The organism is Verrucomicrobium sp. BvORR034, from assembly GCF_000739635.1.
In the GTDB taxonomy this organism is placed as follows: domain Bacteria; phylum Verrucomicrobiota; class Verrucomicrobiia; order Verrucomicrobiales; family Verrucomicrobiaceae; genus Verrucomicrobium.
On sequence record NZ_BATQ01000163.1, the window covers coordinates 1 to 17,941 of the forward strand.

The 17,941-nt window shown below is 59.7% G+C and carries 14 protein-coding genes, 1 tRNA gene and 2 pseudogenes; 1 reads left to right on the forward strand and 16 read right to left on the reverse strand.

Going from position 1 to position 17,941, the window contains the following annotated elements:
- Positions 1-593: 593 nt before the first annotated feature.
- From BV034_RS28115 to BV034_RS28160, 10 genes are all read right to left on the reverse strand, one after another.
- Complete coding sequence (locus BV034_RS28115) at positions 594-1,229, reverse strand: hypothetical protein (RefSeq protein ID WP_050030275.1); 636 nt, start codon at positions 1,227-1,229, stop codon at positions 594-596.
- 100 nt (positions 1,230-1,329) lie between these two features.
- The gene (locus BV034_RS28120; RefSeq protein ID WP_050030276.1) at positions 1,330-1,662 is read right to left on the reverse strand and encodes a hypothetical protein; all 333 of its coding nucleotides are present in this window, start codon (positions 1,660-1,662) and stop codon (positions 1,330-1,332) included.
- 117 nt (positions 1,663-1,779) lie between these two features.
- Positions 1,780-1,908: a hypothetical protein gene (locus BV034_RS36525; protein WP_265593557.1), complete on the reverse strand. Its 129-nt coding sequence runs from the start codon at positions 1,906-1,908 to the stop codon at positions 1,780-1,782.
- A gap of 1,468 nt (positions 1,909-3,376) precedes the next feature.
- Entirely contained in the window at positions 3,377-3,748 is a 372-nt protein-coding gene (locus BV034_RS28130) for a hypothetical protein (RefSeq protein WP_265593558.1), read from the reverse strand.
- An 82-nt stretch (positions 3,749-3,830) separates the two neighbouring features.
- Positions 3,831-4,133 (reverse strand): hypothetical protein, encoded by a 303-nt coding sequence (locus BV034_RS28135; RefSeq protein WP_050030279.1) that lies wholly within the window; start codon positions 4,131-4,133, stop codon positions 3,831-3,833.
- A gap of 265 nt (positions 4,134-4,398) precedes the next feature.
- Complete coding sequence (locus tag BV034_RS28140) at positions 4,399-4,968, reverse strand: polysaccharide biosynthesis/export family protein (protein ID WP_050030280.1); 570 nt, start codon at positions 4,966-4,968, stop codon at positions 4,399-4,401.
- A gap of 37 nt (positions 4,969-5,005) precedes the next feature.
- Positions 5,006-7,204: a polysaccharide biosynthesis tyrosine autokinase gene (locus tag BV034_RS28145; RefSeq protein WP_050030281.1), complete on the reverse strand. Its 2,199-nt coding sequence runs from the start codon at positions 7,202-7,204 to the stop codon at positions 5,006-5,008.
- Positions 7,205-7,364: 160 nt separating this feature from the next.
- On the reverse strand, positions 7,365-8,585 hold the full coding sequence (locus tag BV034_RS28150) for an outer membrane beta-barrel protein (RefSeq protein ID WP_050030282.1): 1,221 nt from the start codon (positions 8,583-8,585) through the stop codon (positions 7,365-7,367).
- A gap of 111 nt (positions 8,586-8,696) precedes the next feature.
- Positions 8,697-9,224 (reverse strand): hypothetical protein, encoded by a 528-nt coding sequence (locus tag BV034_RS28155; RefSeq protein WP_265593559.1) that lies wholly within the window; start codon positions 9,222-9,224, stop codon positions 8,697-8,699.
- 37 nt (positions 9,225-9,261) lie between these two features.
- Positions 9,262-9,335, reverse strand: a tRNA-Gly gene (locus BV034_RS28160).
- A gap of 307 nt (positions 9,336-9,642) precedes the next feature.
- Here BV034_RS28160 and BV034_RS28165 point away from each other — a divergent pair.
- A complete protein-coding gene (locus BV034_RS28165; protein WP_265593560.1) occupies positions 9,643-10,290 on the forward strand; it encodes a tetratricopeptide repeat protein in 648 nt (215 codons plus the stop codon).
- 499 nt (positions 10,291-10,789) lie between these two features.
- On the opposite strand, the gene BV034_RS28170 is transcribed toward BV034_RS28165, so the two are convergent.
- The 6 genes and pseudogenes from BV034_RS28170 to BV034_RS28190 form a co-directional block, all read right to left on the reverse strand.
- Complete coding sequence (locus BV034_RS28170) at positions 10,790-12,658, reverse strand: ABC transporter ATP-binding protein (RefSeq protein ID WP_050030285.1); 1,869 nt, start codon at positions 12,656-12,658, stop codon at positions 10,790-10,792.
- Entirely contained in the window at positions 12,655-14,805 is a 2,151-nt protein-coding gene (locus BV034_RS28175) for an ABC transporter ATP-binding protein (protein WP_050030286.1), read from the reverse strand. The genes BV034_RS28170 and BV034_RS28175 overlap by 4 nt, the downstream gene beginning before the upstream one ends.
- A gap of 692 nt (positions 14,806-15,497) precedes the next feature.
- Entirely contained in the window at positions 15,498-15,839 is a 342-nt protein-coding gene (locus BV034_RS28180; protein WP_050030287.1) for a cyclophilin-like fold protein, read from the reverse strand.
- Between the two features lie 143 nt (positions 15,840-15,982).
- The gene (locus BV034_RS28185) at positions 15,983-16,549 is read right to left on the reverse strand and encodes a sugar O-acetyltransferase (protein WP_050030288.1); all 567 of its coding nucleotides are present in this window, start codon (positions 16,547-16,549) and stop codon (positions 15,983-15,985) included.
- A gap of 33 nt (positions 16,550-16,582) precedes the next feature.
- A pseudogene (locus BV034_RS36905) lies at positions 16,583-16,729 on the reverse strand (cupin domain-containing protein); the annotation flags it as partial.
- Between the two features lie 82 nt (positions 16,730-16,811).
- Positions 16,812-17,871, reverse strand: a pseudogene (locus BV034_RS28190) (alpha/beta hydrolase).
- Between the last annotated feature and the right edge of the window lie 70 nt (positions 17,872-17,941).

A 17,941-nucleotide genomic window follows, 5' to 3' on the forward strand; every position in this document is an offset into this window, starting at 1 on the left:
CTACGCGGTCGCCAGCGCCCCTGCCCCCAATCGCGCTCCTCCTCGCCTGGCACAGCCAAATCACCGCCCCCGCTCCGCAGCAGGGTTGGAGTACCGTCCCGCATGCGGGACCAATGCCATCAGGGAAAAGTGGAGAGGTCGAGCATCTCCCTTTTGTGAAAGTATTGAACCCGGACCTTCGGCCCTTCTGAAAGGGGCTCACCAGTTACAGTCGTGGCGGATGCGCCATCGCGGCTCCGAGGCTCACCAACGCAAATCAGCAAGGCTATCTATTCCCTGATGGCATTGGCTTTTAAGCGGAATCAGGAAGCGAGTGACCCTTGATAGCGCTCCCGGTGAGTCGCTCCCGACGGGCCAGCGATGGCTTGGGAATCTTGGGCGGGATTTACGCCATGAGACGTGCGGGGCGTGATTCCGCTTAAAAGCGGTACTCCAACCCCGGCGCGAATATCCACTGGGACAAAGGAACCCACCCCACCCTGCTGAAGCCCTTGCTACCCTTCGTGCCTTCGCGCCTTCGTGTGAAAAAATGCATTCGCCACTCCGGCGGGACGCCAGTGTCACTTTTACTCCTAGAACCAGCAAGAGTTGAATCAAGACGCCGGTTCTGACCGCACCTGAATCAACACCCGATCCCTGGGCGTGAACTGGAGCCTGCTCCTGGCTCTGTTCAACCAGGACCAGCGTGACTTCGCGCGCAAGGCCCGGCCCTCGTCCGCGATGAAAACAATACGGCCAGCCTGGCTATCCAGCGGAGGCCGGATGGGGAAATACCGTACGATGACTCCATCAAAGTGGGGCTGCGTATAGGACAGGGTCGCCTCGAACTCGTTGCCGAGATATCGCAACGGCACCTCGCAGACGTAGGTCTGCAGATACCAATCTGGCGGCGGGATGGAGAGACCGTTCCACTTCTTTGCCCGATAGATACGCTTCCCGACGGTGATGGAGGGATCCACAGCAGAATGTGCCCCCTGCTGGGGCGGTTCAAACACGGGAACGAGGATCTTGACGAGCGTGTCCTTTGAAACTTTCTCTTCGGTGCTCGTGGTCTCCAGCTTGAATCGGTAGACGCCTTTCACCTGCGACTTCCCTGCTTTAACGGCAATCGTGACCTCCTCGTGGATCATGGTCGAGGAGAGCTTGCCGTCGTCATACACCATGGGATTGGCCACGGCTTGGACCGCAAGGAGGCAGAGGGCTAGCAGAGTGTGGATGCAATGGCTCATAAGGCGCTACCAGGATTGTACGCTGTATTGACGCTGATGTCTCACGACGAAGAAGATGGCAATGCCAGCGCCGACGGCGGCGAAAGGCCACGCGGACCCGCTAGTGCGGATGGTGATGAGGAAGGGCAAAAGGAAGATCCAGCACAGATCCGCGCCTCCCCCCTTCACCTCTCAAGAATACCAGCACTTTCCAACCAAAGACGACAACGAGGGGTACAGCAACGAACCCCCACCAACCACTGATCATGGCCGTGAAGAACAGGTAGATGGGGAAGAACAGCGCCTGCCATCCGATGGCCGCAAAGGACTTGAGGCCATGTGCAAGCAGGAGTGGCGTGAAAGCCCCCAGGGTGCCAACGCCCCACGCAAGCAACAAACGTACCGGCAAGGAGGCGACGGTCGAGGCAAAGACTTCAGCAGGATCAATACGCATGACAACCAAAGGTGGATTTGACCATCTGTCGATTAAACACTCCATGCCGAATGACGTGAGGTCAATGACATGACACCGGAAATTCTGAGATTCAAAAACCGGGAAGATTCTTCCACCTTAGACGGCAACTTCATCTGCAAGTTCTGGGGACTTGCCAAAACCAAAGTAACGCCGACTGGGACGCCCCAGGATGAAGCGCCATGCCAGGAGGATGATCAGGAAGGCAGCGGTGAAATGGAAAAGCATGTCCCAAAAAGAGAAGGGAATTTCCTCGGGGGATGTGACAGCCGGAAGGATGCAAAGAGGTAGACTAGCTGATTGCTCCTCACGACAAAGAACATCAGCACCGCCGAATTCAAATAGTAGACCCATCGACGGCGACCTCCACAGCACATAGAGAAGATCGCAACGATGACTACGATTGTTGACGCAAACAGAGGCGGCAGCCTCAGAAACTGACCGAAGGATTTGTCCAAGAAAGCACGAAATAGAATCAGAATAAACACGAAGGTCATGAACCCAAAGATTCCGATCACCCAACGATGGGAAGCGGGTCTGGGAGGAAGAGATTCAGAACGAGCTGGCGAACTCATCGACTGGCTATGGGAAACGGGAGTTGGAAAGTAAGATGGAGTGCAGTCTCGCATGCGGGACTGCGCCAGGGTGCGGAAGGTGGAATGAGCAATTTAAATATCAACCACCAATAGAGCTGCAACGGATGAGGCGCTGTAACGGAAAAACACGTGTTTAGAAGGCATTGGGGCGTTGTGTGGGCATGAAACTCAACCACTCCGGCGACGGTTGCCGATTGCCAATCGGCGGCACAGCAGATTGCCAATCTGCGCTACGCTGGAGCCAGCCTGCTCCATCGGGCTCCTCCCCGATTGGCACAGCCAAACCATCACCCCCGCTTCGCAGCAGGGTTGGAGTACCGCTTTTAAGCGGAATCAGGATGCGAATGTCCTTGATATTGCCCGCGGTGGATGCGGGCGACCAGTTGGTGGTTGCCAGGAAGTCCTGGGAAGGATTCACGCCATGGGACGCGTGAGGAGTGATTCCGCTTAAAAGCCAATGCCATCAGGGAAAACGCATCGTCTTGCTGTTTTGCCTTGGCGCGCCTCGGAGCCGCGATGGTGCAACCGCCACGACTGTAACTGGTGAGCCCCTTTCAGAAGGGCCGAAGGTCCGGGTTCATACCAGCCTGGGGCAACGCCCCAGGGATAGATGGCCAAACTACCCTTGAGGGCTGTAGGCCCGGTGTCATCAAATCTGCCTATGACGAGCATCCCTGAATGACGTCGGGCCTACAGCCCTCAACATCTAAAACGAGCGCCTGCCTTGGGCGTTGCCCAAGGCTGCAATGATGCCGGACCTTCGGCCCTCAATACTTTCACAAAAGGGAGATGCTCGACCTCTCCCCTTTTCCCTGATGGCATTGGTCCCGCATGCGGGACGGTACTCCCACCCCGGCGCGGACCTCTTCTGAGACTAAGGACTCCTCACCGCCCTGCTGAAGTCCTTTCAACCCTTCGTGCCTTTGTGCCCTCGTGTGAGAAACATGCATGCTTCACTCCGGCAATCTGTGCCACGAAGCTGAGCGACTCTACTCCGGCCAAGATGAAGTTCTTCCACCTTAGATGGCATCTTCATCTGCCAGCTTCGGGAGCTTGCCAAAACCAAAGTAGCGCCGGCTGAAGAGATTCGACCGCGGGCCCTACAGTTGTCGAGTCTTGAGAAGAGGGTTGTCCCTCGCCAGGGCATAGTCGTAGGTCATGAACTTGGTGAAGCCCCAGCATCCAAGGGCAAGGAGGACGGCCAGGATTGGATAGATGACCACGGAAAACGCAGGTCTCTTGCGAAGCTCCCACCAGGCCAGACCCAGCCCGACAACGCCTTCAAAGAGGCAGATGCCCCAGATCAAGGAGGGCGGGTACAACAGCCGTGCAGATCTATGGTCCAAACTGAAATCCCACACCAGAGTGAGCAGACTGGTCACAGCAAGCGCGGCCACAACAGAGGCCGACAGGACGGCGAGCCTCAAGACCATGGATGAGGTGTGCGGCTTGGGAAGAGGTGGAGGGTTCATCCGTTGGTGCCGTATTAGGGCCGGGATTGGGCCGGGATAGATGTCGGTTATTGGAAACTGCACGGAGCACCTGAAGCGACGATCACCCGTCAACGATAGACCGGATGACAAACCGGATGAGGAGTTGCAGGGCGAACTTCACTTCGAGCCAGAAGAAGCCGATCAAGAAGGCGAAGGGGAAGGTCAGGATGGCGAGGATGACGCCAACGCCAACCCAGACCTCGCCGCCCAAGTAGCCTGCGCCGCTGGAGAGCACGATAGCGAAGAAGAAGCCGAGGAAGGCCCGCATGCCCAGCTCCATGGTGTCGCCCGCGGCTTCCACGCGGGACCAGAAGGATTTGGGCCTGCGGTTTTCGCTGCCGCTTTCTGCAGGTGGAAGATTCATAGGGTGAACCGCTGAGAGACGGCGGATCGTTTTTACCCAACAGGCCGTCGTTTGGATAGAAGGAAGTTGGTGGGGCGGTGTCCGGGGAAGCGCGGACTGACCGCTTAAAAGCGAAACTCCAACCCTGCTGGCGGCAGCGCGCGGGTGGATGAATAGGTTTCGGCTCGGAGTCCACTGATACCGATTGCCAATCGGTGGCACAGCAGATTGCCAATCTGCGCTACGCGGGTCTCCTCAACCAGCGCAGCGTCTCAACCAGCGCAGCTCACTGCGGCACATGGATCCGGTCACCTGGCTGAGCCTGGATGGCGGCCTCGGCACCATCAGCACGACGGAGGTCGAGCTCGCGGGTCTGGCCGCCGCGGGTGAACTTCACCTTCTTCATGCCGGCGAATTCGGTGGGGCCGCCGGCGCTGGTGATGGCGTCGTGGATGGTCATGCCGGGAGTGAGGCCGATGCGACCGGGGGCACGCACTTCACCGCTGACATAAATGACCTGGGTGGCGGCTTCGCGGTTGGGCGTGACCTGGATGGTAGGGTGCGTGAAGATCTCGGCGTGCTTGTACGCGGACTCGATGTTCTTCTGCAGAGTCGAGGGACGCACACCAGCCGCTTTCATCTCGCCGATGTACGGAAGATTGATGGAGCCGTTGTCGGCGATGTCATAGCTGTTGGAAACAACAGAGATCTCCTCTGCGGGCACGCCGGAGAGTTTGATGACGATGCTGTCTCCGATGCGCAGGACGGACTCGGTCGTCTGCTGGGCCATGGCCTGCCCCAGCATCAGGCTGCTGAGGAGGCCGATGAGGAGGGCTCGGAAAGTGGACGTGCTCATAAACGGGAATCCTTTCAGGGTGGACCTTGGCCTTGGCTTAGAACACATCGTCGCCACCAGTGTTGCCACGTTGGCTCCGGGGCTCGGATGCATCCTTGGCCTTGCGTTGTTTCCTTGAAGAAGTCTGGCGTGTGCCCTTGGGGGCATCGTCGTAGTTGGGCGTGTTGTGGTAGTAGCCGTAGTACGTGGTCTGGTAGCTGTAGTTGCTGTCGCTGCGGATGTCCACGCGGTTGAGCGCGACGCCGACGATAGAGCCGCCGACCTGCTCAATGGCCTGCTTCACACGGCCGAGGATGTGTCGTGGGATCTTGCGGTGCTGCACGACGATGAGGGTCATGTCGGCCTCTGCCGAGAGCACGCTGGCATCGCTGACGCCGAGAATGGGCGGGGAGTCGATGAGCACGAGGTCAAAGCGGCTCTTCATGTCCGCGATGAGATCCGTGAACTTCTGGGAGTTCAACAGGCTCGCGCAGTCGGCGGGCATGATGCCGCTGGGCAGGAGGTAGAGATTGTCCACCTGAGTCTGCACCACCACTTCCTCCAGAGGCACGTTTCCGGTGAGGTAGTTGCTGAGGCCAAAGTTGTGCGGCACATCAAAGAAGGTGTGCTGGCGGGGGCGGCGCATGTCTGCATCGATGATCAGGGTGGTGTATCCCGCCTGGGCACAGACGGTGGCGAGGTTCACCATGGTGGTGCTCTTGCCTTCACCGGGGCTGCCGCTGACCACGCTGATGCAGTTGGCACTCATGTCCTTGCGGTTGAACTCGATGTTCGTGCGCAGGATGCGGTAGGCCTCGGCATCGGGCGTGACGCCGCTGGAGCGGTGCAGGATGCCCACGCCTTTGGGGATCACGGCCAGCACGGGCACGCCCATGATGGACTCGACCTCATCCATGCTCTTCACACTGGTGTCGAGGTACTCAAGGAAGAAGGCCAAACCGAGGCCGCAGAGCAGGCCGACCACTCCGCCAAGGAGCAGGTGCAGGCGCACATTGGGCTTCACCGGTGCCGATCCGGGCTCCGCTGCCTGGTACACGGTCACAGGGGTCTTGGTCATCTGCTGGTCGATCTGCTTCTGCGAAAGCGTGTCCTTCAGACGGGTGACGTCCTGGCGGAGAATCTCCCATTCCCGCTGGGCGGCGAGGAACTCCTGGTGATCTGTCTGGGCCTGGATGGAGGTGTCCTTCTGATTGTCCCGCATGCGCTCGGCCTCGGTGAGCTGCTTCTGCGCAGTCTCCACGCGGAAGGTGAGGTTCTTGCGATAGTCCTCCGCCGCCTCCAGCAGCATGCCCCGGGTCTGCAGGATGGAGTCGGCAATGCCCTTCATGGTGGGGTGCTTGGGGCCGAGACCGGCATTGCCCAAGTTTTTCTGCGAGATCAGGAGGTCCTGGTAGGTGGGGCCGAGTTTCTTGATGGTCTCGTTCTCCACCCGCAGCTCACCCGCCTGGCGGATGAGGTCATCCCCTTGCAGGGAGCGGAGTTGCTCAATCTGCGCGGTCATGTCGCGGATCTCGCGCTGGATTCTGCTGACGTCCTTGATGGTGTCCACCAGGGAGCTGCTCTCCGGCGTGGAGACGTCATCCTGGTTGGCGGCGCGGCCCACGGAGCCGGGCATCTCCACGATGCCGAGACGCTTCTTGATATCCAGCACCTTGGCAAGCGCCTGGGTGGCCTGCTCTTCCTTCGCAGTGATCTGGGCGGTGATCTGGGCCAGCGCCTTGTCCGTGCGCTCGTTGTCGAGCGCCAGCCGGGTTTCCTTGTAACTCTCTGCGATCGAGTTGGCGATGTCTGCGGCCAGCTTGGCGTCCTCGTCGAAGTACTCCAGCGTGATGAAGTCACTCTTCATGCTGCTCTGGGGCTCCAGATTCCCCATGAGCTTGCCGGCGGCGGCGGCCTTGTTAGGGGCGTTCCACCGGGCCACAAGGTCGAGCTTGTCCACCACCCGGTCGAGGGTTTTGCGCTTGGAGAGAATCTCGAACTGGGTCTTGAGGAAGCCGTCGGTGGACACGGCGAGGGCATCGCCCATGTGGCCGATGACGCGGGCATCACTCTGTACCCGCTCGATGACCATCTCCACCCGGCCCACGTACTTGCGCGGCATGATGTAGGTGATGATGGCCGCGACGCTGAAGACGAGGAGGAAGGCGAGAAAGATCAATCCAAGCCGGTTGCGGACGATCTGCCAGTAGTCCTGGGCGTGGCGCTGGATCTCAAGACGGTTGGGCGTCGTGCTCATGGCAAGGGGTCAATTTGAGAAAGCTCCGGCCCTCGTTCCCGGGACGGTGGCACAGGGGTCCGGCAGTGCACCATACCTCATACCAGCCGCAGCGGCTCCACCTTTCCGCAGAGTGCGGGGGAGGCTCTGCCCGGATGCGGCGTTCATGGGCGGGAGTGGCTCAGAACACCGCGTTCAGGCCGACGCTCACACGGTGCCGGTCATACTCGCGGAAGGACGAGTCCGACGAGATCGTGGTGTAGCTGTAGTTCGCGTCCAGGCTCAGATTGTTCCAGAAGTTGTAGCTGAAGCCGAGGCTGGCATTGACTTCGTCTTCGGAGGAAGATTCGATCTCCTGATTCCCCTCGAAGTCACTGTGCACATAGTGCAGCCCGAAGTTGCCGGTCAGGCTCTGGGTGAACTGGTAGCCGGCCACCACACCGGTGCGGTAGGAGTAGCGGGAGTCGTAGAGGGACATCTCCGAGGCGTCATAGCCCATCTGAGCATACCAGCGCAGGTTGCTGCGGCGGGTGAGGGCGTAGTTGATGGCACCTTCCATATAGGGCGCGGTCTCGTTTGAGCGGTCACTCTGATACATCTCCACCCCGGCGCGGAAGCTGCCGGAGGAGCGCTCGCTCCAGGCCTTGTCCACCCCCACGAGGATGTAGTGGCTCATGTAATCCGGGCTGGCCACCTCCTCGTCCAGGGCGGTGGCGGGGTCATTGGCGAAGCGCGTGTAGCGGAAGCGGTACTCGGCCGTGAGCTTGGTGGTGCGGTTCAGAGCATAACTCACCTGCTGGCTGATGAGGTGGCTGAGGCGGTCTTCGAAGTCGGCCACCGTGTCATCGTCCGTATAGATGATGCCGTCGATGGTGTAGCCGGTGGTGGTGGCCACGCGCTCGCTCCAGGCGTAGGCCACGGAGGTGTTGTTGTACCCGTAGAGGTACTGGCCAGACCGCCGGCCGGTCGTCACGCCGATGCCGTAGTTCGGCTCCGTCTCATAGGTGACGTAGAGGTTGTTGCTCACCTGGAGGCGACGGTTCACCTGGTGCGCGACGTTGAAGGCGACGCGCGCAGTGTAGTCGTAATTCTCTCCTCGAACCGAATCATCGAGGTAATAAATCGTGCCCAGGTCCACACCCACGTTCCACTTGGTGGGCGCGGTGTTGTTGGCATAGGTGAGGCCCACTCCTGCCTGGATGAAGGCGGATTCTTCATTTTCCAGTCCCATGGAGTCATACTCCGTCCGGTCGTAGCCCACGCTGGCCCCGACGTTGAAGGTCAGCGGTATTTCGTCCAGATAATCTGTGGAGCGCCCGATACCCAGCAAGCCCTGCCCCTGCAGGGCGGGTGCCAGTGACAGCAGAGCTGTCAGGGGGAACAGGGCGAGGGTGACCTTCATAGGAAGCTGAGGGTGCGGGCTCAAGATGCCTGATGCGTAATGTGCGGAGCTAAATAATCGGGGACAAAAAAACCTGATAGGAGGTTGGGTCTGATGCCCGCGGGGAGAATCTTACTTCTGCTTGGCCTTCGACGGGGAAAGCGGATTGCGCCGCGGCGGGGGGGTACGCTTTGGATTATCCTGCGTGATGACCACCCCACCTGCTGCAGGCTGGATGAGGTAGATGCCCCGGATGTCCGCAGGAGCCACCTTGTAGTCAGAATCCGGCTGCACCTCAGGCTGCACCGCGATCACCTGCTTCACTTCCTTGCCGCCGGCCCGCTGGGCCACCATGGCGTTGGCACATTCCGCGATCAAGGCGGAGCGGTTGGGGGCCACATTCGTGGCAGTGAGCATGATCTGCTTCACCAGCTCATCCGTGGCATGGGAGGCGAGGATGGCGGCCTTTACAATCTCACAAGCGCAAGCCTCATTCTTGACCATTGCGTCCTCAACAATAAGAAGAACTTTCGCAGGTTCGACTTCCACATCTGATCGAACCTTGTCAGCAACTCGGTCACATTCCGTCAAGTCGCCTGCCATCATAACCGGGCAAATTGCCCCGGCGAGGGCCATTGTGAGGAGCAGGTGAAGTTTCATAACTTGCTGATTCTGAGCGTTTTAAACGGTTCGGAAGTGGAGCGGGCAACGGGAATCGAACCCGTCTTGCTAGCTTGGAAGGCTAGCGCATTACCACTATGCTATGCCCGCGTCTCTGATAACCAACACCCTAATCCCAATAATCTCAAGATAATTTTTAGAAAGCTTTGAAATTATTAAAAAACTAGAGGTCGTTATATTCCGTCTCAGCAAGGATCTTCATCCAGTAAATGATACTGGCTGGCTTATAAAAACATCAGGTTCGCAGATTTGCAAGGAGCGATTGTGGCAAGGCCCAATTTTTAGGTTTTTTTCGTTCTCATCCAGTTATTCGCAGCATTGCCGCTTCTGGATGAAGGTTTTCCTTTTCGAGCCGTAATCGGTCTGATAATTTTTTTTCAACAGCATTCCCCTGACCATGACTTCGCGAACCATTGTCAATATCTGTGTCGGTGCCTTGTTCGTTCTGGCAGTTCTCTATGTAATGGCACAATGGAATACTCCTGAATGGCAGGACAATCCCATGTACCCTCTAATTTCCATCATCGTTTTGGCGATTGTGGGTGGTGTTTTTTTCGTGACCGTCGTCCTTCCCAAGTTCGGCGATGCGATCGGCACGGTGATGTACTCATCCGGCGAGGAAGTGGAGCAGGATGAGAGCATGAAGGCCGTGGCCCTGGTGGCCAAGGGCGACTACCACGGGGCGATCAAGGAGTATGAGAAGATGATCGCCAACAAACCCGAGGATCCGTTCCCGGTGTCTGAGATCGCCAAGATCTACTCGGAAAAGCTCCACGCGCCCGATCAGGCGCTGCACGTCATTCAGGAGAACCTGGAAAACCGTGACTGGACGGAGGAGAACGCAGCGTTCCTGATGTTCCGCCTCTCTGACATCCACATGGCCACCCGGAACTACGATGCCGCGAAGGACATCCTGGAGCAGGTGGCTGGTAATTTCCCCGGCACCCGCCACAGCGGCAACGCCCGGCACAAGATCAACGAGCTGGAGCAGCTCCAATATAAGGAGATCGCGGCGCAGCGGGCGAAACTTAGCAGTCAGGGGTAGGGTCAGGGATAGATGGGAGCGGTGGGGCGGTTAGGCGTGCTGGGTAGATGGGAGTTGGTCCCTTCGGAGCCCAGTGCGTCAGTGGGCAGTGCGTCAGTACATCAGAAGGGGGTGGTTTGGGAGTGATGGGTGTTGGAGCACGCCGAATGTGAACAGGGCGGTGGATGCTCTAGCTGGTGAGTCCAGGTCCGCGCCGGGGTTGGAGTACCGTCCCGCATGCGGGACGGAATCAGGATTCGTTCGGCCCTTAAAGGTTGCTCGCGCTGGGACACGCCCGCCCGGCCAGCGACGGCGTAGCCCAGATTGGCAATCGGCACGGATGGCAAGAGCGGAGAAGATGTATTCTCACACGAAGGCACGAAGAGTTGAGGCCCTTGGAAAAGCAGGCGGGGCTCCCAGCCCCGCTCACTCTCTGCCCCGCCCCAGCATCCAGCATCGCAGGCTGAAGCCTGTACTCCCTACAGCTTCAGCCCCAACACCTTGACCACTGACGCACCGCTTACTGACGCACTGACTTCTCCACCGCGGCATCGAGGATATGCTCCACCTGTTCATTCCTGAACTGCTGCGTGTAGAGCGCATGGTAGTGCCCGTGAGCGACCATCAGCTCGTCATGCGTGCCGCTTTCCAGGATCCTTCCTTTCTCGATCACCAGGATGCGGTCCGCCCCACGAATCGTAGAGAGCCGGTGGGCGATCACAAAGCTGATGCGACCGTGAAAGATCGCCTTGAGCCCCTGCTGGATGAGTTGCTCCGTCTCCGTGTCGATGGATGAGGTGGCCTCGTCCATGATGAAGATGCGCGGATCCGACAGCAGCGCCCGTGCGAAGGACACGAGCTGCTTCTGACCGGTGGAAAGGCGATTCCCGCCCTCGCCCACATCCGTGTCATACCCCTTCTCCAGCGCTCGGATGAAGCTGTCCGCATTCACACTGCGGGCGGCCGCCTCCACCTCGGCATCGGTCGCATCCAGCCTGCCGTAGCGGATGTTCTCACGCACGCTGCCGCTGAACAGGTGCGGCCCCTGGAGCACGATGCCCAGGTTGGAGTGATACCACTCCAGGCTGCGATCGCGGAGGTCCCGCCCGTTCACCAGAATGCGTCCACCCGTTGGCTCATAGAATCGCGCGGCAAGGTTCACGATGGTGCTCTTGCCCCCACCACTCGCCCCCACGAGGGCAATGGTCTGCCCGGCTTCCACCTTGAGGTTGAAGTCCTTCAGCACCGGCTCTCCTGTCTGGTAGGCGAAGTCCACATGGTCAAAGGCCACACTGCGGATCTCCCGCTCGTAGCCATCCGGCGCCAGCTCCACAGGCCGGTCGGGACGATCCCACAGATGCAGACGGGCCCGCACCTCCTCGTGGTCCAGGATCCCCGGCACGGTGGCCAGCAGGCTCAGCACCCGCTCACCCGCCGCCTGAGCGCCCTGCATCTGCACGAGCGTCTGCGCGATCTGGTTGATGGGATTGAAGAACTGCCCGGCGTAGAAGATGAACGCCACCAGCGTGCCCAGGCTCAGGGTGCCGCTCATCACGTCCGCGCCGCCGCGCCATAGGGCGATGCCAGCTGCGACGCTGCCCAACGTCAGCACGATGGGAATGTACACCGCTGACTGCAGGGCATTCTGGATGGAGACGCCATACATCTGGGACGACAATACCTCGAACTCCCGCTGGTTCTCGTTCTCACGCACCAGAGACTTCGTGGTGCGCAGCCCCTGCAACTCCTCAGCGTAGGAGGCCGTGATCATGGAGTTGTACTTCCGCGTCTCGCGGGAGCTGAGCAGCAGTTTCTTCTGAAACACGGCGCTCACCCACACCAGCGGCGGCACCACTGAGAGAACGAGCAGACCTAGCAGCGGTTGCAGGACCACCATCACCACGGCAATCATGAACACCAGGCACACCGCCCAGAGCACGTCCAGCGTGCCCCACGCGATGATGCGGGCCAGCTTGTCGCAGTCGGAGGTCAGCCGCGAGATCAACCATCCGGTGGGCCGGTGGTCGAAGTAGGCAAATTCCAGCTCCTGGAGCTTTTTGAAACACTCCTGCCGGATGTCGTGGCTCATGTTGTTGGAGAGCCCGCCCGCCGCATTGATGAACATCCAGACCCCGATGGAGAGCGCCAGGGCGGCCACGAAGTACACGGTCGCATAGGGCCACAGGTTCACCTGCTGCTGCTGGGCCACGGCGTCCACCGTCCACCGGGTGATGAGCGCGAAGCTCGCGTCGCAGAGGGCAATGCCCACCGCGGCAATGGCTAGAGGAGTCAACAATTTCTTGTAGGGCAGCGCATGTCGGAACACGCGCCCCCAGAGCTTGAGATCAAGCTTTTCACTAAAGACATCTTCCTGAGGTTCGTTTTTCATCGGCTGGCAGGGACAGAGGTTAAAGCCGGAGCGGCAGCAGCTTGGGCAGCGGCCAGGTCAGAATGGGCGGCGGTAGAGGTCGCCGCGAGCCGCTCGTCATCGAGGATCTCCTGCTGGGCGGCGTTTTGAATGGTCCAGAGGCGACGGTAGAGGCCCTCTTGCTTCAAGAGGTCTTCCGGCCGCCCCTCCTGGATGATCCGGCCCTTGTCGAGCACGATCACGCGGTCGGCATGGGCCAGAGTGGAGAGCCGGTGGGCAATGACCAGCGTGGTGCGCTGTCCATGGCGGCTGCGCAGGGCGTGCAGGATGTTGGTCTCGGTCTCCGCATCCACCGCGCTCAGGGCATCGTCCAGCAGCAGCACTGGCGTCTCGCGCAGCAGGGCGCGGGCCAGGGCCACGCGTTGACGCTGACCGCCAGAGAGCGTCACGCCTCGCTCACCCACCAGAGTGCCGTAGTCGGCGGAGAAGGTGTTGATCGTATCGTGGATGTCTGCAAGTCGCGCCGCTTCCTGGATCTCCTCCTTGGCCGCGCCTTCGCGTCCCAGGCGGATGTTCTCCCCGATCGTCTTGGAGAAGAGGAAGGGCTCCTGCATCACCACGCTGAACTGGGAGCGTACCCACTGGCGGTCCAGAGTGGTGAGCTCCTGCCCGTCCAGGCGGATCGAGCCGGAGCGGTAGTCATAGAGCCGCAGCAGCAGGTGCATGATGGTTGATTTCCCTGAACCCGAAGGCCCCAGGATCGCCAGGGTTTCACCTGGTCGCACCGTGAAGCTGATGCCGTTGAGCGCCGCGCTCTTGCCGTCGTGGTCGAACACCAGATCCCGCGCCTCAATGCCACCTTGGAAAGGATCAGGATGCACTCCGACAGGATCCGGCTTGCTTTCCTCCGCCTCGCTCAAGATCTCGCCCATGCGGTTCAGCGCCACCGTGGCCTTGCCCAGATCCGTGAGCGTGCGGCCCATCTGGCGCACCGGCCAGAGGAGCATGCTCAGGAACATGATGAAGGCGAACAGCGTGCCCACCGTCAGCGTGCCCTGGGAGATGAACCACGCTCCGGCAATGAGGACGATCCCCTGCTGGATCAGCACGATGAGGTCAGAAGTGGACCAATACCACGCCATGAGGCGCAGCAGGCGCAGGCTCCGATCCCGGTAGAGCTGGTTCGGCTTGGCGAACTTGTTGATTTCGAAGCTCTGCCTCCCAAAGGCCCGCACCACCCGTAGGCCGGTCAGGTTCTCCTGCACCACGCGCGTCACTTGTCCTTCCGCCTCATCCACCTCGCGGAACAGGTGTTTCACCCGGCCCACATAGATGTAGCCAAAGAGCACAATCGGCACCACCAACACGAACGAGATGGCCGTCATCCGGCCATCGAGCAACAGCATGACGGGCACCGCCGTGAGCAACATCAAGATGGCATTGCTGATGTCCACCACCTGGGTGGAGAGCGCCATCCGCAGCGTCTCCACATCGGAGGTGCAGCGCTGGATCAGATCGCCCGTCTCTGCGTGGTCATGATAGCGCGTGGGGAGACGTTGCAGATGATCATAGAGCCGGTCCTTGAGCCGCCGGGCAATGCCGTCCGAGGCCTGGGCCGCAAACCGCCCCTTCAGGTAGCTGAAGAAGCCCGCGATCACGGTCAGCCCCACCATGACCAGAGCCGGCAGCCAGAGATGATGGCGCACCAGATCCGCTCCCCCCATCCAAGAGATCAGCACCGTGGAGAGCACCGCTTCCGGTGCCGCCTTGGCCGGGGTCACTCCAGGCAAGACACCCGACTTCAGGGCAAAGTCGATCGTCGCACTGCCCACCAGCGGGATGAGGTAGTTGATCACGGTGAAGACCAGCAGCGCCGCAATGGCCAGCGCATACTGGCTGCGGAACCCCTGCATCAGGGTCCAGAGCAGCGCCGCGGGAGCTTGCTTGGGCTTGGTCTTAGCAGAAGCCGCCTCTGCAGCAGCAGGGGCAGATGTGGGCCCGGAGGTCGTGCCGGCCCCAGGCTGCGCCTCGGACTCAGGCGTGGACATGAACTTGGACTTCAAGTCCGAGTCCGGGCTGGTACATGAGTCCGGATCGGTGACCGACTGCGCCCCTGCATCAGAGGCGGCCGGATCGGAGGGCGATGAATCACTGGATGATTTTTCCATGGGAGTGGAGGGCTATGAAAAAGCGTTGCAATGCGTGAGCAGGAACTGACGAACGAAGACGGGAGACTGGGACGAAGACGGGCAGACAGATAGAGATGCGGATTCTGATGAGGATGCCGAAAGGGGCTTTCGGAAGAGGAACACTGACAAAGGGTCGCTGACCGTTTTGGGGCAGCGGGGGGGCGTTCCTTCCTAGACGAGATGCCTGCACTTTCGATCTGGTCCGGTCTGCCACCCGCTCACTGGCTTTGGTGGAGGAACTGGCTGGACGGATCTCGAAAAGGGAATCAAGTCAATCAGCGATCAGGCAGCTCTCCACCCCTGGATTGTTCCAGGAGACGCCGAAGTACGGGAAGAGCATCGCGTTCATAACGACGCTAGATTCACACGGGGAATTGAGACTGGCAAGAAGTTTTTGTGACCGACTGGGTAGACGGGTCAAGCAGGAGGCGTCTTCACTTTGCAGGAGTACCCAGAGGGCAGCCAATAGGAGGAGGAGGCGGCCGCCCAAAAACAAGAAAGGGCTGGTTCCGCTCGCAGCAGATCCAGCCCATCCTGCTTCACCGGAAGCTCTTCACATGAAGTTGGCCCCTTCCGGATCATGCGACCTCGTCGTCAACCAAGCACGCGCCCCCTTCGGAACATTGCCAGGGTTCTAGATCAAACTAACGCAGTTGCGTTTCGGAGGTTGCCTATTCCAACTCAAACCGGATGGTGACATCTCCCTTTCCGACCACAGCGGAGAGTCCCCCAGCGTTGTCGATGCGCCCCAATCTTGTGTAACTGTAAGAGGTCGGGAAGGTCTCATAGAAGAGCACCAGGGTGTTTGAATTCCACAGCATCAGATCACCCGCCTTGATTGTTCTTGGGTTCACGTCATTCGAAGGCAGCCAAGATGGCAGTCGAAAGAGCTTTTCGTTTCCGTTCAGCTCAGTCATTTCAAAGCTTGCAGGCAGCATGGCCTTGAAGGCGGATGCAGCAGGATGGTCGGCGAATGTGGCTGAAAAAGACTTCCCTCCGATCCAGATCTTCATGCGAGTTGCATTCACGTTTGTTCTAGCATTGGCAGTCTCGCTCCACGTCGCCATCTTGGCAACCGGCGGCGGGTCACCTTGGCACGCCGCTGGGACGCCAATGGATAGGAGCATTGTCGAAAGGAGGGTGATGACTGGCGGTTTCATGCGATGGACTTGAAAACTCTGGCAGGAACACCACCCACAATCGTGTTTTCGGGAACGTCTCTGGTCACCACCGCACCGGCCGCGATAACGGCGTTTTCCCCGATGGTGACTCCTTGCATGACGGTGGCATTCGCGCCTATCCACGCATTTTTTCTGATGTGGACGGGTGCCGCAGTGAGCGAGTGTCGGTTTTCTGGCGACACCGGGTGCCCTTCAGTGAGCAAGCTCACTCCAGGGGCGATGAAGACGTCGTCCTCAATCGTGATCCCTCCCAGGTCGAGAAAGACGCAGTTGAAGTTGATGAAGACGCGCTTCCCGATCCTGGTGTGCCTGCCGTAGTTGACGTGGAAGGGCGGGAAGATGGCGGTGCTTTCGTCGATCTCGTTACCCGTAATTTGGCTCAGAAGGTGACGTATCTCGTTGGGATCGGCGGACTGGTTCAATCGCAGCAGTAGCTTCCGCGTGGCAAAGGAGGCGTCCACAAGCTTGCCGAACTCGGGGTCATCAGCGGGAATGGTTCCGCCATTCCGAAGCCGCGCAAATACATCGGTCGGTAGTTTCATGCGTTAAAGAAGGGGTGAGGCCGGACGACTATCGCTGGCACTGGTGCCGTGCCAGTGCCTCACCCCGGGTGGGGACCAGACCACATCGCCAGGGCTGATCTCCTCTAGGGGCCCGCCTTCGCACTGCGTCCTGCCCAATCCAGAGGTGACAATAGTGGTCTGGCCGATCGGGTGGGTGTGTTATTGTCCTCTGGAAGAATGCTGGCCTGCAAGCTTGAGACCAAGCGCAACCCGCATGCTCCCAGAAACTGCCGTCGGGGCATCATTTCAGGTTCGTGGCAAAGAACTCTCCGATCCTGTCAAAGGGGATCACCTTTACCTGGTCATACAGATCAACGTGGTTCGCCCCTTTGATGATGAGGAGTTCCTTCGGCTTCGCCGCCGCCTCATAGGCAGTCTCGCTAAAGTAGCGTGAATGAGCCTTTTCCCCGTGAATAAAGAGGATCGGACGGGGCGATATTTCTTTGATGTAAGTCAGTATCGGCATGTTCATGAAGGACAGCGGATTCGTGAGGGTCCATCAGCTGTTTGAGTTGATCGACCTAGGATGGAATCCGCGCGGCTCCTTGTAGTAGTCGGCGTAGTCCACCATGAACTGCGGTTCTCCCCCTTTTAGCACGTTGAAGAGGGGGCCCAGCTCCGGCCCCCCCTTTTTCCGCATCCTTCCAGCGCTGCTGGCTGAGCTGCTCCAGGGTTCTTGCGCGCTCTTCCACGGTCACCCTGTCGTTGTACCCCCTGGACATGACTCGGGTCATGTCATACATTGTGCTGGTCACCACGGCTTTGATGCGCTTGTCCGCAGCCGCAGCGTTCAGAGCCATGCCACCCCAGCCGCAAATGCCGATGATCCCGATGCGTTCGCGATCCACCTCGGGTTGCAAGCCGAGAAAGTCCACCGCGGCGCTGAAGTCTTCGGTATTGATGTCCGGTGACGCGACATGACGAGGCTGGCCGCCGCTTTCTCCAGTGTAGGAGGGATCAAAGGCCAGGGTGACGAATCCGCGCTCCGCCATCGTTTGCGCATACAATCCAGACGATTGCTCCTTTACTGCGCCAAATGGGCCCCCCACCGCGATTGCCGCCGAATGCTGCTCGCGAATGTTCTTCGGCCGGTACAAGTCTGCGACCAAGGTGATGCCATAGCGGTTCTTAAATGAGACCTTCCGATGATCGACCTTTGCGCTCTTGGGGAATGTTTTGTCCCATTCGCCCTCCGATTGAGCCATGGCCGGGCCAGCAGCGGCTGAAGCAAAGCCCAGCGCGGCGATCACGGTGTTCGTCAATTTCCGCCATCCGCGACGCGGGTGGTGCGGCGGTTTCAGAGGCGGCGTTGCGCAAGGCGTATCTTGGTGATTCTTCATGGTGAGCCCACGGTACCCCGTTGAGCCCCCG